Origin of the sequence: Shewanella fidelis ATCC BAA-318 (assembly GCF_000518605.1) — a bacterium.
Lineage (GTDB): Bacteria > Pseudomonadota > Gammaproteobacteria > Enterobacterales > Shewanellaceae > Shewanella > Shewanella fidelis.
The window spans coordinates 138,787-161,742 of the sequence record NZ_KI912459.1; the positions used below are offsets into that span (position 1 = coordinate 138,787).

General features: G+C 41.6%; 21 protein-coding genes. 10 read left to right on the plus strand and 11 right to left on the minus strand.

The genetic code is table 11. The features are described 5' to 3' along the window. Window positions 1-126: 126 nt before the first annotated feature. The 7 genes from L884_RS0116730 to L884_RS0116760 form a co-directional block, all read right to left on the minus strand. Complete coding sequence (locus L884_RS0116730; protein ID WP_028768573.1) at window positions 127-786, minus strand: CatB-related O-acetyltransferase; 660 nt, start codon at window positions 784-786, stop codon at window positions 127-129. Between the two features lie 74 nt (window positions 787-860). Next, window positions 861-1,271, minus strand: a complete 411-nt coding sequence (locus L884_RS22275) for a DUF6896 domain-containing protein (RefSeq protein WP_051435666.1) — start codon at window positions 1,269-1,271, stop codon at window positions 861-863. A gap of 829 nt (window positions 1,272-2,100) precedes the next feature. After that, window positions 2,101-4,338 (minus strand): acyl-CoA dehydrogenase, encoded by a 2,238-nt coding sequence (locus L884_RS0116740; protein WP_028768574.1) that lies wholly within the window; start codon window positions 4,336-4,338, stop codon window positions 2,101-2,103. Window positions 4,339-4,665: 327 nt separating this feature from the next. Continuing rightward, window positions 4,666-5,796: a ribosome small subunit-dependent GTPase A gene (gene rsgA / locus L884_RS0116745; RefSeq protein ID WP_084221458.1), complete on the minus strand. Its 1,131-nt coding sequence runs from the start codon at window positions 5,794-5,796 to the stop codon at window positions 4,666-4,668. Window positions 5,797-6,146: 350 nt separating this feature from the next. After that, the gene (locus L884_RS0116750; protein ID WP_084221459.1) at window positions 6,147-6,791 is read right to left on the minus strand and encodes an HAD family hydrolase; all 645 of its coding nucleotides are present in this window, start codon (window positions 6,789-6,791) and stop codon (window positions 6,147-6,149) included. A gap of 11 nt (window positions 6,792-6,802) precedes the next feature. After that, a complete protein-coding gene (locus L884_RS0116755; RefSeq protein WP_051435667.1) occupies window positions 6,803-7,429 on the minus strand; it encodes a CIA30 family protein in 627 nt (208 codons plus the stop codon). A 118-nt stretch (window positions 7,430-7,547) separates the two neighbouring features. Beyond that, window positions 7,548-8,189 carry a hypothetical protein gene (locus L884_RS0116760; RefSeq protein WP_028768578.1) on the minus strand — a complete coding sequence of 214 codons (642 nt, stop codon included), beginning with the start codon at window positions 8,187-8,189 and terminating at the stop codon, window positions 7,548-7,550. Between the two features lie 150 nt (window positions 8,190-8,339). On the opposite strand from L884_RS0116760, the gene L884_RS0116765 reads away from it, so the two are divergent. From L884_RS0116765 to L884_RS23095, 4 genes are all read left to right on the plus strand, one after another. Then, window positions 8,340-8,699, plus strand: a complete 360-nt coding sequence (locus L884_RS0116765; RefSeq protein WP_028768579.1) for a lipoprotein — start codon at window positions 8,340-8,342, stop codon at window positions 8,697-8,699. A gap of 62 nt (window positions 8,700-8,761) precedes the next feature. Beyond that, a complete protein-coding gene (locus tag L884_RS0116770; protein WP_028768580.1) occupies window positions 8,762-10,069 on the plus strand; it encodes a serine hydrolase domain-containing protein in 1,308 nt (435 codons plus the stop codon). Window positions 10,070-10,577: 508 nt separating this feature from the next. Continuing rightward, window positions 10,578-11,282: a TonB-dependent receptor gene (locus tag L884_RS0116775; RefSeq protein ID WP_028768581.1), complete on the plus strand. Its 705-nt coding sequence runs from the start codon at window positions 10,578-10,580 to the stop codon at window positions 11,280-11,282. A gap of 55 nt (window positions 11,283-11,337) precedes the next feature. Further along, a complete protein-coding gene (locus L884_RS23095) occupies window positions 11,338-11,508 on the plus strand; it encodes a hypothetical protein (protein ID WP_156925712.1) in 171 nt (56 codons plus the stop codon). A gap of 478 nt (window positions 11,509-11,986) precedes the next feature. Here L884_RS23095 and L884_RS0116795 read toward each other — a convergent pair whose 3' ends face one another. Together L884_RS0116795 and L884_RS0116800 are read right to left on the minus strand one after the other, a co-directional pair. Next, the gene (locus tag L884_RS0116795; RefSeq protein ID WP_028768582.1) at window positions 11,987-12,502 is read right to left on the minus strand and encodes a hypothetical protein; all 516 of its coding nucleotides are present in this window, start codon (window positions 12,500-12,502) and stop codon (window positions 11,987-11,989) included. A 14-nt stretch (window positions 12,503-12,516) separates the two neighbouring features. Continuing rightward, window positions 12,517-14,673 (minus strand): LruC domain-containing protein, encoded by a 2,157-nt coding sequence (locus L884_RS0116800; RefSeq protein ID WP_028768583.1) that lies wholly within the window; start codon window positions 14,671-14,673, stop codon window positions 12,517-12,519. A gap of 359 nt (window positions 14,674-15,032) precedes the next feature. Between L884_RS0116800 and L884_RS0116805 the strand changes: the two genes are divergently transcribed. After that, window positions 15,033-15,848: a hypothetical protein gene (locus tag L884_RS0116805; protein WP_028768584.1), complete on the plus strand. Its 816-nt coding sequence runs from the start codon at window positions 15,033-15,035 to the stop codon at window positions 15,846-15,848. Window positions 15,849-15,870: 22 nt separating this feature from the next. Here L884_RS0116805 and L884_RS0116810 read toward each other — a convergent pair whose 3' ends face one another. Continuing rightward, entirely contained in the window at window positions 15,871-16,878 is a 1,008-nt protein-coding gene (locus tag L884_RS0116810) for a lipid A deacylase LpxR family protein (protein WP_028768585.1), read from the minus strand. Window positions 16,879-17,340: 462 nt separating this feature from the next. Between L884_RS0116810 and L884_RS0116815 the strand changes: the two genes are divergently transcribed. Beyond that, a complete protein-coding gene (locus L884_RS0116815) occupies window positions 17,341-18,855 on the plus strand; it encodes an EAL domain-containing protein (RefSeq protein WP_156925713.1) in 1,515 nt (504 codons plus the stop codon). 57 nt (window positions 18,856-18,912) lie between these two features. Here L884_RS0116815 and L884_RS0116820 read toward each other — a convergent pair whose 3' ends face one another. Beyond that, window positions 18,913-19,473, minus strand: coding sequence for a CBS domain-containing protein (locus L884_RS0116820; RefSeq protein WP_028768587.1), 561 nt, complete (start codon window positions 19,471-19,473; stop codon window positions 18,913-18,915). 311 nt (window positions 19,474-19,784) lie between these two features. Between L884_RS0116820 and nfsA the strand changes: the two genes are divergently transcribed. The 4 genes from nfsA to L884_RS0116840 all read left to right on the plus strand — a co-directional run bounded on the left by nfsA (window position 19,785) and on the right by L884_RS0116840 (window position 22,722). Next, window positions 19,785-20,507, plus strand: a complete 723-nt coding sequence (nfsA, locus tag L884_RS0116825; protein ID WP_028768588.1) for an oxygen-insensitive NADPH nitroreductase — start codon at window positions 19,785-19,787, stop codon at window positions 20,505-20,507. Window positions 20,508-20,639: 132 nt separating this feature from the next. Continuing rightward, the gene (locus L884_RS0116830; protein WP_028768589.1) at window positions 20,640-21,167 is read left to right on the plus strand and encodes a YbhB/YbcL family Raf kinase inhibitor-like protein; all 528 of its coding nucleotides are present in this window, start codon (window positions 20,640-20,642) and stop codon (window positions 21,165-21,167) included. 17 nt (window positions 21,168-21,184) lie between these two features. Beyond that, window positions 21,185-21,991 (plus strand): helix-turn-helix transcriptional regulator, encoded by an 807-nt coding sequence (locus L884_RS0116835; RefSeq protein ID WP_028768590.1) that lies wholly within the window; start codon window positions 21,185-21,187, stop codon window positions 21,989-21,991. A 389-nt stretch (window positions 21,992-22,380) separates the two neighbouring features. After that, the gene (locus tag L884_RS0116840) at window positions 22,381-22,722 is read left to right on the plus strand and encodes a zinc ribbon domain-containing protein YjdM (RefSeq protein ID WP_028768591.1); all 342 of its coding nucleotides are present in this window, start codon (window positions 22,381-22,383) and stop codon (window positions 22,720-22,722) included. Window positions 22,723-22,956 lie beyond the last annotated feature (234 nt).

Here is a 22,956-nt window from a genome sequence, read left to right on the forward strand (position 1 = left end):
CGCCGCATTAAGGTGTGAGCAACGCTACCACGAAACTTAACCACGCCACCGTAAACACAAAAACCAACGATGGAATGAAAAATGCCAAGCGTTGGGAATCACTCTTAAATGCTTTGTTAGCTGAATTTATACTACCAAGCCATTTTGTTTTGCAAATTCAAGTACTTTAGGAACATCACCTTTGACTAGAATAGGCATTACTTTCTCGATTAACTCAACTTCCCAGTCCCACCATGCTAGGTTTAAAAGCACATCTTGATCAGTTTCACTGAACCGAGTTTTAACGACTTTCGCAGGGTTACCTACCGCAATACTATACGGGGGAATATCTGTGGAAACTACTGATTTAGCACCAATAATTGACCCATGACCGATGTTTACTCCGGGCATGATTGTTACGTCATAACCCAGCCAGACATCATTGCCAATTACAGTGTCTTTGTATGCTTTAAATGGGTACTCTGTTAACGGCAGAGCTTCAGCCCACTTTTCACCGAAAACAGCAAATGGATACGTTGTGATACCTGAAGTTGCATGGTTTGCATCAGGCATGATGAATTGAACCCCATTAGCAAATGCACAAAATTTACCAATATGAAGTGAGTTACCCGAAATACCAAAGTTATATAGTACATTTTTAGTCAAGAACTCTGTTGGGTCGTCAAAGTCACTGTAATAGCTAAAGTCACCGGCATGAACATTAGTCACTTCGCTTTCAGCGATTAGTGGCTTCAAAAAGACAGTATTTTTGAAGTCTTTGATAGGGAAAAGGTTGTCTGATTTCATAGAGTTATTCTCGTTATACTTTGCCTCTATTATTCCACACGCTGTAGGTCAATGTATTCAGCTGAAGCACTTTGTTATGAGTTTGTGTAGTGGTTAAGGCTATCAGACTTATAGATTGAGCCAGATGATATGGCTTTAGTGATAGAATCTTGAATGGCCTCTTCGGACTTAAGATGTGTTTTGATCTTGTTGCTTTTAACAAAGTGATACAAGCGCCACGCATCAAAGCCATTTATTTCGCCAGCTGCACCAAAATCGAAGTCTATAGTTTTTCCATCGATGGTGATTTCCATTCCATATCCATGCGGTCTGATTCGATAGCCACCAGATTCATAACCCATTTTTCTTATATGTGGCGCGCACCTGGTAACGAAGTCGATATTGGAGTCAGGACGAGGGCAGCCGAACTCGGATTCTAAAATAGCAACAGCTTTTAGTTGAACTTCATTAAATTGATTGATTAATAATCTTAGTGCATCGTCCATGTGATAGCTCATAACAGTATATTAGGCTGAATTCCGAATAAGAACAGTCAGCTTAGTTAATCCTATGCGAACAAGCTAACTTTAAATGCATTTTAATTCAATGGTTTAAAGATTTGTTTACTGCAAGTTCACTGATTTTTCTGATGGTAAAAACCAGAATTTACTTATTTGTGACGTGATTTGATTTAACTATTGGGAAGAAATGTTTTTTAAACAGCCACTTAGCAGTTGTTAACTCTAAATAGCTTTCCTTCTTACACCAAAATAATGCTAAAAATTCACAATGTTTATTATAACTGTTTATATGTACAGCTAGTGTAAAGGTGGGGTGTGTCATCAAAAGATAAGGCTATGTATAAGCTTTCCATATTAGGTTTTCTATTAGTAAAGGTCACATCTGCTACTCAACACTTGTTGTAGTGAAAATGATTTTGAAAGAAAGGGGTCGGAGCGAATAAGAGGTAGATAATGAACTAGCCTTATTAGCCATTACTCCGAATCAACAGAATAATGCTTGTCTAACCAAGTGCAGATGCGGCTGAAGCCGTCGAAAACATGGATGTTTTCGTTGAGCCTACATGGACGTACTAGCGGCGTGCTTCAGCAGTGTCTGCACATATGCCCTCGGTAGGCGATTAATCACGCAGAAATGTCAATTTAGAACTCACTGCCATATACCACCGAGCAAAAACATAAATTCAATTAGCTTATTTCGAAGCTAAAAAAACCACCTTGCGGTGGTTTTTTAGTGGCTGTTTATAGCTGCTTACTGAGCCTTTTTATAAAAGACGATCGAACTCTAATCTAGCTCTTATTTAAAAGTTCGCAACTAGTTAGCGATTTTAAGCTCTGCTCGGTCGCTGATCAGGTTGAGGTCAAAATCAAACTCATCGACGCGGATGGCACGCTCACGCTTAAGGTTATAGTCTTGCAGCAATTTATGCTCAGTATCGCTAATGACTTTTGCCTCAAGTGCAGCATCTAAGGTAAGTGCAAAACGAACGCCTGGCTTAAATGTTTTGGCGCGAATCGCTTTTTTAACTTTAGCCAGTAGCGGTAAACATTCCATTTTAGCAAGGTAAGCTTGCTCGTTAATGTCGTTACCGTCGCCAGCAGTTGGCTTAACCAGATGAGTTAGATGCTGCTTAAACTCGGTATTAAGCTGCGCTTGCTCTGCTAACTCACGTACTAGATCATCGTTGATTTTCGGCATCTTCGCTGAATAAGTTACCGTAATTAAACGCATAAACTTACGTGTCGCTGAAGATGGGAAGTTATCTAAAAAGTCTAGTAACGCTTTTTCTGCTTGGCCTAACGCCCAACGCGTCGCGTAATGGAAATAAGGCGCAGCTTGTTTTTGCTCGGCAGCAGTTAGCTTTTTCTCATAATAACGAATAGATGCCATAGCAGCATACAAGTAGCTCATTACATCACCAAGACGGGCTGACAGCATCTCTGCTTGTTTTAACTTGCCGCCCAGTACCAGTAACGAGAAGTCGGCATATACCGCAAGTTTAGAAGCTAGCTTGTGTACTGATTGCTCGTAAGGTTTTACTTCGGCAAGCGTTGATGCCGCTGATGCAGTAAAAGGTAATAGACCTAGCTTAAAGGCGCGTAGGCTGTTACCCACACTGTAACCAACCGTTTTACGTAAGATGCCATTAAAGACTTTGTCAGCACTTTTTTCATTTGAGTGGATAGACTCAACCATAGACTGCAAGTATGGGTGACAACGCATTACACCTTGACCGAAAATCATTAGGTTACGGGTAAGAATGTTGGCGCCCTCAACGGTGATCGCAATAGGCTGCGCTACGTAACCTGAAGCTAAGGTATTTTGCGGACCACATTGAATCGCTTTACCGGCTTGAATGTCCATAGCAGAATCGAGTACATCACGACCAAGCTCTGTCATATGGTATTTCGCAATAGCGGTAACAACAGATGGCTTCAGCCCAAGGCCAAGACCTTCGGTGGTTAGCACGCGCATCGCTTCTTGTAGGTAGGTTTTACCGGCAATATCGGCAAGCTTTTGCTGAATACCTTCAAACTTACCAATTGATAAACCAAACTGCTCACGCACTGCGGCGTACTCTGCTGATGATTTTAGTGATGCTTGGCTGACTGACACGCCCAGCGCTGGCAGTGAAATCCCGCGACCTGCACCAAGACAAGCCACTAGCATTGCCCAACCACGGCCAATATTCTTTTGGCCACCAATGATAAAGTCCATCGGGATAAATACGTTTTCGCCGCGGGTAGTACCGTTGTAAAAACGGATCCCCATAGGATCGTGACGATTGCCAAGCTGCACACCTGGGTGCGATTTTGGAATAAGAGCACAGGTAATACCAAGTTGTTCTTTACCGCCGAGTAGACCGTTAGGATCTTCAACTTTAAAGGCTAGACCTAATACGCTGGCAATAGGAGCAAGGGTGATGTAGCGCTTGTCCCAAGTTACACTTAAACCTAATACTTGCTCACCTTGGTATTCACCCATAGTGACAGTACCAATATCGGGAATGCCGCCGGCATCTGAACCTGCCTCTGGGCTGGTTAATGCGAAACATGGGATCTCTTGCCCGTTGGCTAGACGTGGTAACCAGTAGTTTTGCTGCTCTGATGTACCGTAATGCATGAGTAGCTCACCGGGACCAAGAGAGTTTGGCACCATTACGGTAACGGCTACGGCTGAACTTTTGGCTGCGATTGTGGCAACGATGGTTGAGTTGGCATAAGGACTAAACTCAAGACCACCAAAAGATTTTGGAATAATTAATGAGAAGAATTTATGTTCTTTTAAGAAATTGAGAATGTTGTCTGGCAGATGCTTGCTGCGTTGGATCTCAAAATCATCAACCATGTCGAGTAGGGTGGCAACGGGTCCATCTAGGAAGGCTTGCTCATCGGCTGAAAGCGTTGCAACAGGAATATCACGTAGGGCTGCAAAGTCTGGCACACCTTGGTAAATCGAACCTTCTAACCACACATCACCGGCATCGAGTGCCTCTTGCTCTGTAGTAGAAATGCTTGGCAATATTTTTTTTAATTTAGTTCTAATGCTCATAGTTATTACTCGTCCGACCAGAATTTATGCTTCACATTACGTCACAAAATGAGTAATAGATCAAATTTTCAAACGATAAATTTAAACGCTTGTTTGGATTTTTAATGCGTCGGTGTTTAATTTTTGTTTTTTAAGGTAAAAATTTCATAAGCTTACGCGTGTACGCTTAAATGAAATTATTTTCAAAATAATGTTGGCAGATCTCGCAGCTTGGCTGCAAAAGTGTGTAGCAGTTGCAGGGAGAATAGGTTAAGCGGGAAAAGGGAAAGGGAATAGTCAACGACAAGGGCATTCCCCTTGTCGTTAACAGCTAAGTTAGTTAATAAGTTAACCTCGTTTATTGACTCGAGCGTTACTTTGAACCCGCTTATACATTTTGCTTAAGCTCTTATCTTTAGCGCGTTTTTCAGCAATGCTTGCACCATTTAGCGCTTGCTCACGCATCAGTTTTTGGTAACTTTGCAGGCGTCGCTCAGTTAACTGATTATTTGAGATGGCAACTTGTACCGCACAGCCCGGTTCATGTAGGTGCTGGCAGTCAGCGAATCGGCATTGTTTTGCATACTCAACGACATCGGCAAAGGTTTCGTTTAGCCCCTCTTCACAGTCAGCAAGTTGTAATTCACGCATACCCGGTGTGTCGAGTAGTAAACCTCCGCTATGGGTTAAATGCAGTGAACGGCTGGTGGTCGTGTGCCTGCCCTTGCTGTCATCTTCGCGAATGGCTGATGTGATCTGGCTTGACTCACCTAACAGCGCGTTTACTAAGGTCGATTTACCGACTCCTGATGAGCCAATAAAGGCGACGGTTTTTCCTTCGCTGCAATAGTGGCTCAACGCCTGAGTGCTTTGCTTATCTAAACCGTTGACTGTTTCAATCAGCAGCTTGGCATCAAGTTCTCGCAGCGCGGCAATAAAAGGGCTAAGGTCATCGCATAAATCGACTTTTGTTAGCACTATCACTGGCGTGACTTTTGCCTCATTGACTAGGGCTAAGTAACGCTCGATACGGTTAACATTAAAGTCATCATTAAGCGATGAAACAATAAAGACCCAATCTAGGTTTGCAGCTATGAGTTGTTGTTCCACCTTGGAGCCCGCAGCTTTACGACTAAACAGTGAATGACGCTCAAGTAAGGATACAAACTGATGCTGCTTATCGAGCAGTACCCAGTCGCCTACCGTCATTTCCGGCATATTTTGATGGATAGCTAAGCTTAACTCGCCACTTTCAGTTAATAGCTGATATTGACTGCGATGATGAGCGCTCACTCGTGCGATACCGGCATAATCTGCTGCTTCAGTTATAAGCTGTTGCTGAAAAAATCCATTCCAGCCTAATTGCTTTAAACTTGTTAATGTCGCTGCTGATTGCGGTTGTTCAGGTGTATTGATAACAGCTGATTTTTGGGTAAACGAGTTTGATTTTAAATGATTAAAACGATTGAATTTGGTCATATAAACCCCAGCGCAAAGCGCCTGAATATTGATTCTGGGGAGACTTAAAATAGGTAAGTTCCCGGTCTAGTTATCGACTACCGGGCAAAGTGCTTTATTGGTGGCACATTTTAAAAAGTAACTAAACAGGTTTTATGTTTAGTTAACATTAACCGTTAAAGCGCAGATGTTGCCCAGTAAGGGGTTAATACAATCATCAAGTTCTCCATTTTAAATTAAGTTAATAGTGCATTTTTGTTGCAACTTAATTTAGCAATTACTTAGGCATAAGACCACAATCAGTTGCATATTCGCTCAAGATTTGTGGTCATTCTCACAGATAGTATTTGCTGCTTTAGCGGGAGTGCTTGTTATTCAGTGATTTGCGTCAGTTGTTGTTTAAAGTGCTCAACTAGACTGAGATAGCAGCCACAGACGATATTAGCACTGGCAGCATATTCCGGTACTAGGCTTGGGCTGTAAAGCACACTTAGACTGCCTGCATTATTCGCCGTTTGTATATCAAACAGGTAGTCGCCAATAAACAGGATTTCAGCTGTTTTGATACGCCATTGTTGGCAAATGAGCTCAACACCTTGGGGATCGGGTTTGGCTTTGGCATCAAATCGAGTCAGTAAAGGGTCAATATCAACGCCAACCTTAATGCCTAAGTTTTCAAGTGTGATTTTGGCAGCTTGCGGCATATTACGGGTTAATATTGCTTGCGGTAATTGCTGCTGTTTAAAGAATGTCATCAGTTGCTTTGCACCTGAAATCCATTGGGCATTGTGGGAGCTTTCAAGCTCATAGCGAGTAACGACTTTTTGTGTGTGCTGGGCCAATACTGGGTCGGTTATCGATTCGATATAGGCCAAAATATCGGTTTGAGGTGCAATGCCAAGTTCCGCTCTTAAGCCCGCAAAATTTGGGTTTGAGTCGGCGAGGGTACCGTCTAAATCAAAAATTACGCCTTTAATTTGGCTAAAATCAAAAGCGTTGTTGATGGTAATACTCAATCACATTTTCCTTAATCTTGGCTGATGAACTGGATCGCTTTAAACGATAGCTCGAATTGGCCGGCTTGCTTGTCAGCCACTAAAAATCCCAGCTGTTTTACATTGTTGAAGTTAAGTTTGGGCGCCTCAACAGGGCGGCCTCGATATACGGCAGTAAAGTCACTGGGTTTGAGCTGCAGGGTTATCCAGCTGTCTTTTTTAGTACTAAAATGGCACGAGTAAGCAAAAGAGTCCCATTGATTGTCGGTTCTTAGCCTTAGTTGATAATCTCTGCCATCGCCTTTGACTTGTAAGCGTATCATTGCAACATTACTCGCAATGGGGGGTGATAGTGTTGTGCGAGTTGATGCGAAGCCGCCATTTTGCTCTAACGATAAAGTACCAGAAAACTTGGCTATACCCTCGTCGATATCCAGCTTGCTTGCTGAGATCCCTCCCATTACTGTGTCGTTAATTAGGCGCCAATCAGATGTTTGTTCAAGTGTTAAAGCATACTCTTGCGCTTTGCTTGGATTATTCATTGTCATAATCAAAAGTACCGCTATGAGCGAAAGTGAATAAGTCAGTTTTCTATTTGAATACTGTTTTTGCTGTAGCACATTAGTCTTGTTTGCTATTTGCTGTGTTATCGGTTGCATGATTTACCTTGCTAAACGCTTGGTTTGACATTGATTACGAAACAAATGCACAAAAGGTTTATAGTGCTAGGTTAAAATAAAAAGCCACACTGAGGTGTGGCTATTTTTGAGCGTCTATTTAGTTGACATAACTCATCCATTCGGCGACTTCAGCTGGGTTACCGTAGGCTTTAAGCCAGCGGATAAAACTTTGTGGGCAACGAGTGTGTAAATTGAGCTGACACCAAGCATCAAGTGCTGCTTGTGTGTTGTAGCCTTCAACATAAGCGGCATAAGCTTTATCGGCATGACGCCAAAATTTATGATCGATTCTACCGCGTTCAGCGAGGAAGGGGTGATCAGCTTTAGGCTGGATCTCTTTACATACAGCACTACTTAGGTCTGTTAGGACACGCTGTAGTACGTCTGTGCCAATTTCATTGATATCGAGTTCATCAATTTTACTTATATCATCACCAACAATTAAACTCACACGCTCGATGAGATAATCGGTATTCATTGCCACAGCCATTTCATAGGCAAACATATCTAGCCGAGCAAAAACACGATCTCTAAACTCTTCTTTGGTAAACAGCTTATCTTTTAGCGCTTTATTATATTTCTTAGTGTTAGGGTGTTTGCTACTGAGCTCTTTTTGCAGTAGTGGATAATCATTAAGATTTTCTTTAGGTAGCATTGCAAGCAGGTTAACCAGTTCAGGCGTATTGACCAGAAGGCTACCGAGTTCTGCTTGTGCTTTAGATGAAAGGTTTGTTGCCATCCCGGCTCCATATCTGCGTTCCGATGACCTAATACTACCTTGTTTCAGTTTATTGCCAAGCATTACCAACCAATACTATGAGTAAGTTAGTTTTTTAGTGATCTTGGTTTTGACAGTCTTAGTTTATTTACAAGACTAGAGATAAAACTGATGAAAAAACCATTATCACTGATATTAATTGTGGCATTGATTAGCGGTTGTTCTATGGGACATGCATATCGTGCTGCTAAAGCGATGAAAAACTACGAGGTTATCGCGACAGTTGCTCCAGAGTTTACTTATGAAGGTACACGGATGAAGTTTCCTACGCCACGCGATAGCAATAGTAGCAAGATCCTGAGTTGTTTTACCACTACCGGCCTATTTGCTGATACCAGTGAAAATACCGCAAGAGCAGTGGCCAATGCCTATTTGATCACTAAATTACCGCACCGAATTACCACCTCAGCGGAGTTCTTTGACCACAATGACAACGTATGTTTCGAATTTGAAACCGAGAGCCGTCGATAGCATTAATTGGTTTTTACTGCGTCAAAGAATTTTACTTTTTACTGTCTAAGATAAGAGGTTATATGAACAAATTACTAGGTTGTTCAATAATGGGCTTGTGTTTTTTCGGCATGAGTAGTGTTGCAAGTACGCTTGAGCTCAAACCTGAAAATACTCAGTTCATTGCAAAAGCGGCTAAATATAACGTTAGCCAAAGGAATTGGGATCAAGCTGCCAATGCTGCTGTGACGTTTCCACAGGCCTATCAATTTACGCCGCATATTGAAATTTTACCCATTCAACACTCATGGGCTCAATCGTGGCGAGGCTCGTTAGTTAATCTACTTGAATTAACCGCCAGTGATCTAGATGGCGAGCATAGCCTTGAGGTGTTATTGAGGGATAGGCTTAACAATCATTCCATGGTCGTTGTGCAAAAGGGACAGTTGTTACATCAGCACTTCTTTAATGGTTTTGATGCCAATCAAACCCATTTACAAATGTCGGTGACTAAATCTTTTGTTGCGATTCTTGCAGCAATCTCTGTAGCAGAAGGGAAGTTAGATATGAGTCAGCGCTTGATCCATTATTTGCCAGAGTTAACTCAAAGTGGTTTTGAGGATGTCACAGTTCAAGAAGTTGCCGATATGCGTTCAGGCATAGGCGTTGCTGTAGCTGATGGTAAAAGTTGGGATCCACGTATGAGCGCGGTGCAAGACTGGAATGGTCATAGTAACGATGCTGAGTTTGAAAACATATTGGACTATGCCAATGAATTAGAAAATTATCGTCCAATCGGTAAGGTGTATGACTATTTAGATATTAATACCGAGGTGTTAGCTAAGGTCGTAGAGCGGGTACAGGGTAAACCGCTAGCGGAAGTGTTTGCTAATAAGTTATGGCATAGATTAGGTGTTGAACAACCCGCACGTTGGATGGCTAACCGACAAGGTGAATTAGTGGCTTCTGGTGGGCTGAATATTAGCACTCGAGATCTCGCCCGAGTCGGACAGGTATTGGTGAATAAGGGCAAGAATTTAGCGGGAGAACAAGTTGTTCCAGCAGCCTTTATCGACTCTTTACTGCAGGGCAATGAACAAGTGCGTCACGCATGGCAGCAAGGCAAAGAAGCGAGCTTGGCAAAAGGTTGGTATCAAGATCAGTTTCGTACGCTTTATTTACCTAGCCACACAGGAGAAACCTATAAAGTACTGGCTATGGTCGGTATTCATGGACAGGTGTTGATTATGGAACCTGAGAGCCAAACTGTGATTGCGATGAACTCAGGCTTTGCTGAAATGCAGTCGATTAGAATGGCTAGGTTGATTTTTAATCAGCTTGTTCCAGCAATTTTAGACAAGGTCTTGGCCGTGGAGGTGAATGACAAATAACTGATGCTAATGGGGTAATTTGAGCTGTATTTCATGGACTCTCTAGCCAAGGATGGCCCCACAATGTGCTTTTAATTCTTCACACTCTCACTAAAAGTTACCATTCCGCTTTGCAAAGCTAATTTAAGGGCTAGCGCCACTTGCTTTGTGCCTCTTAGTGAGTGATTCACTTGCTTTAATATCAATATAAGTATCACGCAGCTTAATAAGCGGCGTTATTTGCTCCTATAGCGACCAAGTTATTATCTGTTTTGCTGCCAAGATTGTGTTGTTTTTTAGTTGGCAGGTTTTGTTATGGCATTTCTATTGTTTACCAGTTTTCTTAATGATGTTTAGTAAAACCTCTCTCTTTACCATGTGCTCATCTTAACGGCGTCGCTGACTATCAATAAGTTTTGCAGGCGTGTTGAGGATGCGAGGAGAACCTCACAAATCATTATGGCCACGTTTAAAGGATAGCGTGGTAACTCAGGCATGACGCCTTGGTTTAATTTAGAGAGAATTTGACATGAAAAAAGCATTACTTACTTGCGCATTATCTTCTGTTGTAGCTATTTCTGCGATTACTGTTTCACATAGCGCTATGGCAAGTGACTTTACGATTAACCCTATGGTTGGCGCATCAAAAAATAAAGCAATGGGCAGCAATGTTGCCGTTGGTTTAGAAGCTGGATATAAGGACTTTATTGTTGGTTATACCTATACCGGCGAAACAGATAAGCGTGGCAATAATGAGAGTTTTGGCTTTGATGATATTGATGGAGATAATGAACCCGTGTGGCGCAGTTTTGACGCATCTGTATATACGACAGAAAAATATAAAGCACACACACTTTACGTGGGCTATCAATTTGCAGTCGGTGCGGGCCATCTAGCCGTTAAAGCGGGGGCTGACTTTTCTAAATACAGTGCATCAGCCGGTTTTGATGCAAAGGAATACAACCAAGGTGGTATTTTAAATAAAGCAGGTATGGGGTTGGAAGGCACAAGTAATACTGAAGTCCACCCAATGGTTGGTGTTGGTTATTACTTAGATAATGGCCTTAACTTTAACCTGCATTATACCTTCCAAAACGGTTCAAGAGACATGAAGTATTCTGCTAGTGGCTATAACAATAATGACAAAGGTTCGGTCAACCTAGGTCGTGGCAAGAATGATATAGAAAATAAAGACTTTGGCACTTGGATGTTTACTGTTGGTTATCGTTTCTAATTGTAACGCCTAAATAAAATGCGCCTACGGGCGCTTTTTTATTGGAGGAAAATCAGTGAAAAGATATCTATTTGCGTCGCTCATTTTAGTATTGATGTTTATTTTTATATTTGGCTGCAGTAAACAGATTAGTCAAACTCAAGTGGAACTTGATGGCTATAGCAACATGAATAACCCAGCGTTTGAGTACTGTTTATCGCAGCATTTATCTGGGAGTGAGCGATGATAAGGGCTTAGCGGTCGTTCCTAAAGGGCTGAGTTTTGCTGCTAACTGTTATCTGATGTATTACGGGGCTGAATATGCAGGGGCTATGCCTAGCTATATAGTCGTTGATGATGGCTGTTAGTGTCGGGTGAATTGTTTCGTGTTCATTATGATAACGGTGACTAAAAAAGACAGCGATGACTGGAGAGGTTCACCGCTGTTAAATCTTAATCACTTACCACAGCTTGCTTATATTGCAGCTTTATCTCTTGCGAGGCGTGGTCATATGCTCAACTATGAAAATGGTTAATGGTGTAATCTCAGAGAGTTAGTTGGGTCGGTATTACCTAGCTCACTGATAGTTGTTTTTAGTGGAACTGCGTCCTCCTTTTAGCGTGACTTATTTGATTTAAGTGTTTGCAATTTAAACTGGTTTATTAGTTCTTACGGGGCTGCTAACGGCTCCAGCCCCTGAACTTATTTTGCTAGTTCTAGATAGCTAGTTCATGGTGAGAACTTGGGTTTCAGCATCTTGTTTATATTGCCACTTGGTATATTGAGGCGCTTGACCATCATAAAACCAAATCACTGCAATGAGTTGACTTTCGTGGTTGGCTACTTTGATATCTTTAGATAGTTTGCCTTCGGTTAATGGACCTCTAAACAAACAAGAGTCGAAATTAACCTTGTATCCACTGCCGTTAGCTTTAAAGTCATCACAAAGAGAGAAGTAGCCGCGCTCATTGGTTCCTTTATCTACATCCACCGTTAACATATAAGAGGATTGCAGTTTGTTGTCAGCATCAACAACTAGGTCATCTAACGATGTTGGATCTGGAGCAGGATCAGGATCCGGTGTCGTGGTTGCTGGTGGCGGCGTGGTTGCAACTGGTGCTGTTGCTGCCGGGGCATCCCCACCTTCATCACCGCCTCCGCCACAAGCGGTGACGAGTAAGCTGAAACATACTACCAATCCCATTGGATACTTGAGTAAGACGTTATGTTGAGTATTCATAATATGCTCCACTATTAGTTATTAAAGATTAGAGATTCATCGGCATTTTCATACCAAGTCGGGTTCGTGTTACCTGTGCTATCTGCGGCAAAGTCAACAAACTCGGTGTAGGCATTATCTAAACGCTCTTTCTCTTTTGGATGTTTCCAAGTCACAGGGATCTCAATCGCCCAAGCCATACCATTTTCATCTTGGAAGTACTGTGAAGCGCCAGGGTTTGAGGCATCGTCTCTCGCTCCAAAATAGTTGGTAGAGAACTTGTCTGTAGGTGCTTGGTTCTTTAAATGGATCTCTAACTGACGTCCAGGGTTTGCACCAACGACGTTTTTCGCTGCTAAACCGTGATCGGTATTAGGGGTTGCGAAAATAAACGGGTCGTATGGGAATGCTGGTACTAGACTTTCATCAACTGGGCTATCGAACGGAATATCGAATGACCAAGTGGTTCTGAATGCCGTTTCACAGCCTGTTTCCGTACGTAGGTACTCACATCCTTGTTCAAGGGTGACGTAGTCTGATAGATCTTGAGCAAATATAAATACTGCATTGGTTTGCTCAGTTTCTAATGGCGAGTCTGTTTGCTCAATGTTGTCGATTGACCAACTAATTAAAGACTCTTTGATTTTATTGCGACTGACACCGGGTAGGTGAACGGCAAAACCGTTGTGATACGCTGCGCCCATTGCAGCTAATTGCGCTTCAAATCCAATACGTCTGACCTTGTTGTTTTTGACATACTCAATGATGCGTAATTGCACCACGACATCATTCATATCAAAGTCACCTTGATCTGGATAAAGGTCTTCATAGGCTAACGTGGTAAAGGTCGATGACGATGGGTAGTAGTTAATCGTGACACCGGTTTCAGTAAGGGTTACAGGATAATCCTCGACCTCACCATCGCCTACACCACCAGTTGAAGTGATATCACGTTGGGTACTTAAGCGAAAACGTGCCCAGGTAGGTCCAGGTTTTGCCCAGCTTGGCACATCAATCGCAATGGTATTTTGGCCATCGTCAATACGCTCACCTAGAATGATCTGCTCTTCTAGCTCAAAGGTGCCGCTTTGATCCCAATCAAACCACGCATTAAGGAAACCATCACCACCGGTAGCCTCTACTAACAAGATGGCACTTTCGCCTAGCTCAAACCCTGTTGGCATCGAGATACCATCTTCGTCATCAGCGTTATCACTAGCATCATCAGACAAGGGGGAGGCGTAACCATCGGACTCGTTATCGACGCTGCTACCAAGGTACAAGTTATTACTAATCGTATGTCGTGCGCCGTTTGACGCTAATAACGTGCCGTAGGTATCGGGTGCATCACCAAAATCAACGGTATCACCAACCACTACTTCTGCTAACGCACAACGTGCGCCATCGTTGCTTGATGAAGAAGGCCCGTAGGCAAATAACACTGCACTAGGTGAAGCCGAATCAACATTTACTTTGTAGATATTGCCGTTGCTGTTATTGCTGACATACAAGTTACCATCAGGGTCAAAGAACTGTGCACCGAAAATAAAGTTACCAGATGTTGAGGTAATCACTGTGCCTAAATTGGTAGCTTCCGCTGTAGTAGGATCGATGCGAAGCAGTTTACCGGTGGAACCGTTACTAATACTGTACATGTAGCCATCAGTGGGGTGGAAGGCTAAGTCGGTAATGTTATAAGTTGCATTGTCCTTACTGCCGGGTACTAAGGTCATGTTATAGCTAGCAGGGTTATCGAGTGGAATTTTAAATAAGCCCTTACCTTTGCGGTAGCCATACCAGACATTTTCGCTAATGGCGACATCACCGACGTAAAAGTTGCCAGCAGTGGCGGCTGCGGAGTCTTTGTTAACACTGAGAGAGACAATTTGATAATCGTTACCGGCTCGGCCCAGTGAGCCTGAAGCGTAATCCCAGCCGTAGAGATAGTTGTCGTGGTAGTTAAAACCTACACCGTTATAGCCGTTACCTGTTCCCATATCACTCGACAGTACAACGTAACTACCGGTTGCTAAGTTAACACCATAGGTTTTTGGCGTGTTGGATTGTTTTTGGATCACAAAGGCTTCAGTAGGACAGGCACTAAACGGATCGGATGCACTGACATTGGCTGAAATGAGTACGCTTAAAAGCAGAGGGGAGCAGCGTAATGGAATGTTTTTAGATATTTTCATAATGCATCTCTCACTGTCACGTTAATAATATATCCAGTGAAAGCATAAGCTGTGCCAATGATTAATGTGCTTTTATTTCAGTGTGTTACCATTTTTATATTTTAGGTTTACTACTTCGATTTGCATTTTGCAAATCAAGGTTGTTTGTTTGATTTGTCTAAATTTAGTTGCTACTTGAACCTATTATGTTAACCGCCTCTTTAGTCAATATGAAGGCAATATTGAGGATGTATTTAGGCCAGATAATTAAAACAGTCTATTTAAATCAATAGGTTGGTCATTTGAGCAAAATCAATTACACTCGGTTAAATAAGCATCAGCGACCCAATATGGATGTTAATAAATTAGGAGTGTAGTCAGTGAAAAAGTTAACTGTGATATTGCTTTTAATGCTAGCTAATTCAGCGGCACAAGCTGATGATTTTTATCAGGTTGGCCCGGATTCACCCACGGATGATGAATGGAATTATTTAATTGCTTTTCCTATGGTTTGGGCACCGGATATATCTGGATCGATAACCGCCGATACAGAGCGAGTTGATATCGATGTGCCTTTCAACGATATCATTAGCAACCTTAACTTTGGGGTGATTGGTGAGTTATACGCCCAAAAAGGAGATTGGCTATACAGTTTACGGATTAACTACCTAAGGATTAAAAGTGACAGTAATACCGAAGGATTAACCGGTCCCATTACTGGCGGGATTATCTCTCCGGGTCATAATGTTGAAACTGACATGCACCTTGCTGTGAACGATTTTCTAGCGGGTTATGAGGTTGCTCCTGGGCTGCGTTTATTCACCGGCGTACGCCATGTATTTAGTAAAATCGATCTTAATATAAAACCGCTTAAAGATGAGGGGATCATCAATATTAACGCTAATGTGCCTATTGCCGATGAGCACTTGTTTGATTGGCTGGTGGGTGCAACTTATCGTTATTGGTTTACAGAGTCATGGGGCGTATCTGTCGGCGCCGATACCAAAATTTACGGTGATAATGACCGAGACTATGGTTTTAATGCATCGGCTTTATATCGTTTTGGTGATTTGCATAATGTGTGGATTGGCTATCGCTATTTGCAGATCGGCAATGATTCTGAAGTGGAAGGGGTGAAATATGAAATGGACTTCATTGAAAAAGGCCCACAAATAGGTTGGGCCTTTAGCTTTTAGTGCTTTGTTTGCGGCGACTGAGTTATAGCGTATGGCTATAACTCAAGACGCCGTAACCATGCCAGTTGTCATTGTCTGATTGATACTCTTTACTGTAAACATTAAAGCTCCAACTTACTGACCAAGTCGGAAAAGCCCAGATCACCCCGGTACTTGCTTGTGCTTGCAAATGGTTGATAGATACATATGACTCATAGGGCAAATCACCTTCAATGGTGAGATCGTTAAAGCGGTAGCCAGCTTGAGCGCGGGCAAACACAATCCAGTTACCGTGTTTATTCGCTGTCGCACTATATTGACCTAAATGTCCTGAGTGACTACTAAGCTGACCAAATGAGGAAGCTAAGTCATCTCCCCAACGCAATGTCATACCAAGGTAACTTTCAGAGCGGAAATTGCCTACGGCGCTATAGTTATGGGCGCTGACTTCCCATTGGCTGTTTTGCTGTGTCCCCCAGCGTTTAATTAGTGTGTCAATTTCGTAAGCAAATTGCGCTGTAAATTGATTTTCAATCTGGTATTTCCAGCCTTTTGGTGTTGTTGATGGAGTAATTTTATGTACTAATTCCTGCATCGTTTGTGCCCCTGAAGCAGGGCCGACGACTCCTATACTAAGCCAATTTTTTTGGGCTAAGTTTTGACTAAACTGGCCGGTAAAGCTTTCTAGCTCCAATAGTCCCGCATAGGGTCTATCGTAAGGTTGAGCATAGTCATGTTCTATTTCTAGGGGAGTCCACATTCTCTGAGAACCTGTTACTCCCCACTGTGTTTTGTCTTTGCCGGCAGTAAGAGGCAGAGTTAGTGCACTTTGCCAGTTAAATAACCAGACAGCATTATCGAAATTGGTTTGTGGTAGAGATTGCCAGCCAAGGGTAAAGCCATTGGAGTAATCACCGTCTTGGCCAATAACAACATCATTATCAAAGTTTAAATGCCATTGAGAGGCGAGAGACTGTGGCGTATAAAACACGGCTAATGTTGTAAAAGCGCAAGCGGTTTTGATAGCAAGCCGAGAGCATAAGAAGGTCAATTTTTGACTCCTCTGTGGTTAGGTTTATTTATGATTTCAGGCAATTTATCTATAAAGCTAACCCTGTCAGCATAACTGCAATGCTTTTAGTGGTGCAAATATAATCGACTTAATTATCCCTTTATCTCTTTCAAATTCATCAATTCGTCAAAATTAATGCTGATTTGTCGTATTTTCATCCAAATTATATTGACCTAACTTTTAAACAGGCGTAAATTCGCGCCCTCTTTGAATTGATGGTTTTTACGTCATATTTTTATATCAGTAATTTACCAAACTCAATATTAACAAGTGCTTATATAGTGTCTGGCGACAGCATCAATTTTGCTGATCCAGTTGAGATGATTTAATGAAGCACACTTTACGGGCCTTAGGCCTGAAGTTACACGCAAGCACTTATTTTGTGCTTGGTAGACATTAACTATTTTAACTGGCATAGGCTTAATGCTTAAATTTGACAACATGACTAGTAACAAACAGTTTCCTTGGCTCATTATCGCCATGGTGTTGTTTTGTGCTGTTGCCTCATACTATTTAGTGCACTATCGGGTATTCAGAACCTTTTCTATGAAGGTGGTTAAGTTCGATAATCTGTATGTCGAGGGCTTAACTAAAGCTAATCACAACTTAAAGGCGATCCAAAACGAGTTACGAGGATTACAAGCTAAAGCCTGTTCTGCTGAAGTTCTCCAGGTGCTTACCGACCATATTCTGACTTCTAATGAGCAAGATCTGGTTTGGGTTAAATATCTCAGCGAATCAGTTATATGTTCGGCGATCGGGACGACTCAAATTTATGGACCCAAATACGTTAAGGTCGGTGAGTCTTCAGAACGTGGTTTGTATATTTATCAGCAAACTAACAATAACAATAGCAATGCTCTGTGGCCAATATACGCAGCTCGTCTATCTGATAACTTTGAATTATTTGTCAGTGTTGATGCGGTGCAAAACATGGCTGATATTTTGCCTTATGCGACACTGTCAAATGGCTTAAGTGTGCATTTGAACAATGGTAGTGAATTGCTGCGAATTGATGACGGAGCATCTGATGCCGAGACAATGAAATTTTACTCGGCAACGACTAATCTTCGCTATTGCTTTTCGATTGATGCAATTGCTAAAAACTGGCTTTGGTTAAATTACTTTTTAATCTCCATGCTAGCTTCAGGGTTAATGCTATTTTTTGGTTATTTAATGAGTGGCCTTGCTAAACAATTGTATTTAAACAGAAGCTTTAGAATGGCTTTGAAAAGAAATGAATTCTTTTTAGTGTATCAGCCAATTATTGATATTAATAAAGCGAGCACGTTTAGTGTGGAAGTCTTGCTCAGGTGGCGAAATGCCGATGGTAGCATACGCAATACAGCGGACTTTATTGGTGACTTGGAATTATCACCAGTAATGCCAGACATAACTCGTTGGGTCATGCTCACGGCACTTAATGAGTTAACAGGTTTGTTAAAGCAGCAAACTATTGCTTGGTGCAGTATTAATATTAGCGCGAAAGAGATTGAGCAAGGAGTCATGCATCAGTTTTTGCTTGAACTTGCAGAGCAAGGCTACCCAGTTAATTATTTGAGTTTTGAATTAACGGAGCGGATCCAGATATCTGATTGGGACAAGCTTAAGCAATTTATTGATGTTTGCCAGTTACTTGGTTGTAAAATTGAATTAGATGATGCGGGAACCGGTTACGGCGGCAACTTGTGGTTACAAAACTTAGATTTTGATTACCTTAAAATCGATCAACAGTTTGTTAGCCAGCTCGGCGAGCCCGGTAATAAACTGTCGTTAGTGTTGTCTTATATGGCTATTGCAGAAGAGCTTAATATTAAGGTAATAGCTGAAGGCGTTGAAACGCAATCGCAAGCCGATATTTTAAATTCGTTAGGCGTTCATCTACAACAAGGTTGGTTGTACTCTAAAGCACTCACTGTACCAGAGTTGATCCGCTACTTAGTTGTAAATCAATAAATTAAAAGTTACTTTTCAAAGCCCCATTGATTTGTATATCGATGGGGCTGTTAATTTTTAACGGGTAGCTTTGAATATTTGCGAAAAAGACGGTGGCTGATGGATGTCAATCGGCACATTTAGCTTTCTTGCCACATCATTGGCTGCAATTAGGCCTCTAATATGGTGCAGCTCATGATCGATGACGAGCATGTGATGTAAGCCATTTTCTTGGAGGGCACGTACCACATCACTTACGTTTGCGGTAGCGACTTGATGGTAATCAAGTGCCATCAAGGCATCTCTTGGTACCATGAGTTCTGTTACTTGTAGGTCATTAATATTGCACGAGTTCTTTGTAGCCAGTTTCATCATTTTGCTATGAGATAACTCATACTGGGTAATTATTCCTAAAAAGCGATTACTTTTATCTACAACTAAACGCATAAAAGCATGGGTTTTAACCATGATGTCTGCCGTGTCTACGGCACTGGCTGAAGAGTCGATAACCATAGGCTGGTTATGATCAAAGTCGGTAAAAATCGAAAGAGCTGGCGAGTCGAGGTTAGCTGAATAATCTTTTTGTGACCACATTAAGTGATCAATGGACGCTGTGCTAAATAGTTCTAAATTTCTCATCAGAATACTCCATGAATAGTTATGGCTGACGGAGATGGCAAAATGTGATCTCTGCACCATATGCTTATTAACCTATTCCTGTAGTAGCAAGTGGTCAATAAACATGAATCACATTTAATTTTAGTTAATCATTTGCAACATTTGTTGCTTTTTTGTGCTCTTGAGGCTAGTTGACACGGCTTATAACGGCTGTGTCGATATGGGCTTAAATAGAGTGGTAAATTGGTGATTTAATATATTTGCTTGCGACGATTAGAGCTCAAAAGTAGGCTGTAACGATATAAGTTCAAGTTTAATAAAGGCCGCTTGTTATGAACCAGACGATAGAAACTATTTTACAGCACAGATCTATTAGGCAGTTCACCACTGAACCAATTGAGCCACAAAAATTACAGCTTATCTTGAGTTGTGCAAATGCGGCCTCAAGTTCTAGTTTTATCCAATGTACCAGCATTATTCGTATTACTAATCCAGAAACTCGCGCGCAAATAGCCCAGCTAGCTGGTGGTCAAGCTTATGTCGCATCCGCTGCAGAGTTCTTAGTATTTTGTGCAGATTTTTTCCGTCATAAGCAGATAAGCCCTAACGCACAGTTGGGTTTTACAGAACAAACATTAATCGGTGCAATTGATACTGGTCTAATGGGGCAGAATGCGCTTTTAGCTGCTGAATCTATGGGGCTTGGTGGGGTATACATTGGTGGGATCCGCAATAACCCTAGTAAGCTAACCGAATTGCTTAGTTTACCGAATCATGTGGTGCCTTTATTTGGCATGTGCCTTGGTTATCCGGCAAGACAGCCAGAAATAAAGCCACGGCTGCCACTAAGCATTGTGGTGCATCAGGAGCAGTATCAACAGTTAGATAGCGAAGAACTTAAGACATATGATCAGCATGTACGTGCTTATTATGCTGCAAGGAGTAGTAATAATAAGCAAGTCTCTTGGTCTGAGCAGGTAAGCGCAACTCTAGATAAAGAAGCTAGACCCTTTATGCAAGCATATTTAAAACAGCAGGGCTTTAGTACGCGTTAATTTGTTTAATACTTATCAAACCAAAACTATCATAATAAGCTTAATTGGTATTTATTATGATAGTTATTGTTAATTTTTATGTGGTTGATTAATTAAACTAGATGTTCATCCAATAACTGCTTAGGGTTTATTATGAAACACATAGGTTTATCAATTGCATTATTAGCCTTCTCTGCTCACAGCTATGCATTAGAACTAACAAGTACTGATATCAATGAAGGTCAGTTGATGTCATCGAAATTTGAATATAACGGCATGGGCTGCAGTGGGGGGAATTTATCACCACAACTCTCTTGGAAAAATGCACCTAAAGGTACTAAGAGTTTTGCCATAACCGCTTTTGACCCAGATGCACCTACTGGCAGCGGTTGGTGGCATTGGACAGTGCTTAACATTCCTGCTGACGTGACGTCGATTGCTCAAGGTGCATCAGGTAAAGTTAACATAGGCCTAGAAACAAGAACTGACTATGGTAAGCCTGGTTATGGTGGAGTTTGTCCACCGGAAGGTGATGGCATGCATCGTTATCAATTTACTGTATGGGCATTACCGCAAGCTAAGATAGATCTTCCTAGCGATATATCGCCAGCAGTAGTGGGATTTACATTAAATAAAATGGCCATAGATAAAGCGGTGTTAACCGCAACTTACGTGCGTTAGGGCGGCATTGACTACAAATGAGTTCATTGATAAAAATTGATCGTTACTTTGGCCGTAAGGCGCAACCGTTACGCAATGTGCCTGTATTAGCGCCAAGCATCATTGCGGTTACTGCTGGGGTTAAACATCTGCAGTGGCAAGGGGAGGCGCTTACCTTTAATCGCCATAACTGGTTGCTAGCGGCAGAAAATCAACCACTGACTTTTATCAATGAACCTAGGCAAGAGCAATTTCAGTCGATTCAGATTTCGTTTAAATCTTTACCCTCTGCTGTGATTCTTGAGAAGTTATCAGCAACAGATTTAGCTCCGCAACCGCTATTAACGCCACCAAGCATTGCGGTGGATGGTAAGCTTAACTTTGCCCTGTCTCAGTTGATTGCTATGGCTGAGCAGCCATTAACTAATGCGGCGCAGCAATATTATCTAGACGGTTTTTATCAACAACTTTTTGAAGCTGGAGGTTTGTCTCATCTGTTTGCTCACAGTCAATTATCTCTGCGACAAAAAGTGAGTCGTTATCTTGCTATTGATCCTGCAAGCAACCACAGCATTGAAAATACCTGTGGCCGATTTGCTATGAGTCAAGCGACTTTTATGCGTCACCTAAGTAAAGAAGGCACCTCATTTAAAGAGTTGCTCGCAGAGGTAAGAATGCTAAATGCGATTAGTATTATGCAAACAGCCCATGCCCAAAATGAAAAACCATTAACTCAGCTGGAACTGGCGGTTCGTTGTGGTTATCAATCTGAAAGTCGATTTAGTCAGCGCTTTAAAGCTCAATTCGGAATTTCTGTAAAACAGTATGGGCAAACCATTGTTTGATATTTTATTAAGTGATTAACAGCTATAAGTACACAGTCATTGTTGCCTTTAGCTTACGCAGATACTCATTTAATCGCATATAAGCGAGAGCAATATCAAGCTCTGCTGTTTGGCTGTGATCTTGGTGACCAATTGCAACTGTAAATAAGATTCAGTTCACTAAAATAGTCTATAACAGCCTAAATAATATGCTGTCTAAGCGCTATTTTGTTATCAAGATCAAATAGCAATAGGCTGAATATGATGCAGTCTCACAAGACGGATCTTTGAACCTAGCTGCTATGGCAAATTTTTATTATAATATGTCTTTAAAAGGAGGATCGTTTGATGCCCATAGAAGGGAGCATTAAGCGCTATCCAACAATTTACCCATTCAAAGAGAAAATGCCATGAGCGCTATCCCACCATGCCCAAAATGTGAGTCTATCTACGTATACGAAGACGGTACAAACTTAGTTTGTCCTGAGTGTGCTCACGAATGGAATCCAAATGAAGTTATCGTTGATCCTGATGCGATTATTCTAAAAGATGCAGTGGGTAACTTATTAGCTGAAGAAGATAAAGTTACGCTAATCAAAGATCTTAAGGTTAAGGGTACTTCAATCGTACTTAAAGTTGGTACTAAAGCAGTTATTAAGCGCTTTGTTGATGCTGACCACGATATTGACTGTAAAGTTGATGGTCACGGCCAAATGATGCTTAAGTCTAAGTTTGTTAGAAAGCAAAACTAATCAATTCGCTTTGTAAAAAGCAATATTGATATAAAGAAACCTGCTTAACGCAGGTTTTTTTATGTCTGATTATCGGTAAAGGCATTTTTAATGCAATTTTACTGGTGCGCTAAAATCTTAAAAAGCAGCGATTAAAAAGACTCTAGAAACGGGGGACTTTAAAGGTTACTACTCATCTAGTGTTAATAGAATAAGACGGAGTCGACTAATTGTTACTGTAATATTTTAGTACTT

Excerpts from the sequence above, each read along its gene's own strand:
- L884_RS0116730 (WP_028768573.1), bottom strand. The coding sequence starts at position 786 with ATGAAATCAGACAACCTTTTCCCTATCAAAGACTTCAAAAATACTGTC.
- L884_RS22275 (WP_051435666.1), bottom strand. The coding sequence starts at position 1,271 with ATGGACGATGCACTAAGATTATTAATCAATCAATTTAATGAAGTTCAA.
- L884_RS0116740 (WP_028768574.1), bottom strand. The coding sequence starts at position 4,338 with ATGAGCATTAGAACTAAATTAAAAAAAATATTGCCAAGCATTTCTACT.
- rsgA (WP_084221458.1), bottom strand. The coding sequence starts at position 5,796 with ATGACCAAATTCAATCGTTTTAATCATTTAAAATCAAACTCGTTTACC.
- L884_RS0116755 (WP_051435667.1), bottom strand. The coding sequence starts at position 7,429 with ATGCAACCGATAACACAGCAAATAGCAAACAAGACTAATGTGCTACAG.
- L884_RS0116760 (WP_028768578.1), bottom strand. The coding sequence starts at position 8,189 with ATGGCAACAAACCTTTCATCTAAAGCACAAGCAGAACTCGGTAGCCTT.
- L884_RS0116765 (WP_028768579.1), top strand. The coding sequence starts at position 8,340 with ATGAAAAAACCATTATCACTGATATTAATTGTGGCATTGATTAGCGGT.
- L884_RS0116770 (WP_028768580.1), top strand. The coding sequence starts at position 8,762 with ATGAACAAATTACTAGGTTGTTCAATAATGGGCTTGTGTTTTTTCGGC.
- L884_RS0116775 (WP_028768581.1), top strand. The coding sequence starts at position 10,578 with ATGAAAAAAGCATTACTTACTTGCGCATTATCTTCTGTTGTAGCTATT.
- L884_RS0116795 (WP_028768582.1), bottom strand. The coding sequence starts at position 12,502 with ATGAATACTCAACATAACGTCTTACTCAAGTATCCAATGGGATTGGTA.
- L884_RS0116800 (WP_028768583.1), bottom strand. The coding sequence starts at position 14,673 with ATGAAAATATCTAAAAACATTCCATTACGCTGCTCCCCTCTGCTTTTA.
- L884_RS0116815 (WP_156925713.1), top strand. The coding sequence starts at position 17,341 with ATGACTAGTAACAAACAGTTTCCTTGGCTCATTATCGCCATGGTGTTG.
- L884_RS0116820 (WP_028768587.1), bottom strand. The coding sequence starts at position 19,473 with ATGAGAAATTTAGAACTATTTAGCACAGCGTCCATTGATCACTTAATG.
- nfsA (WP_028768588.1), top strand. The coding sequence starts at position 19,785 with ATGAACCAGACGATAGAAACTATTTTACAGCACAGATCTATTAGGCAG.
- L884_RS0116830 (WP_028768589.1), top strand. The coding sequence starts at position 20,640 with ATGAAACACATAGGTTTATCAATTGCATTATTAGCCTTCTCTGCTCAC.
- L884_RS0116835 (WP_028768590.1), top strand. The coding sequence starts at position 21,185 with ATGAGTTCATTGATAAAAATTGATCGTTACTTTGGCCGTAAGGCGCAA.
- L884_RS0116840 (WP_028768591.1), top strand. The coding sequence starts at position 22,381 with ATGAGCGCTATCCCACCATGCCCAAAATGTGAGTCTATCTACGTATAC.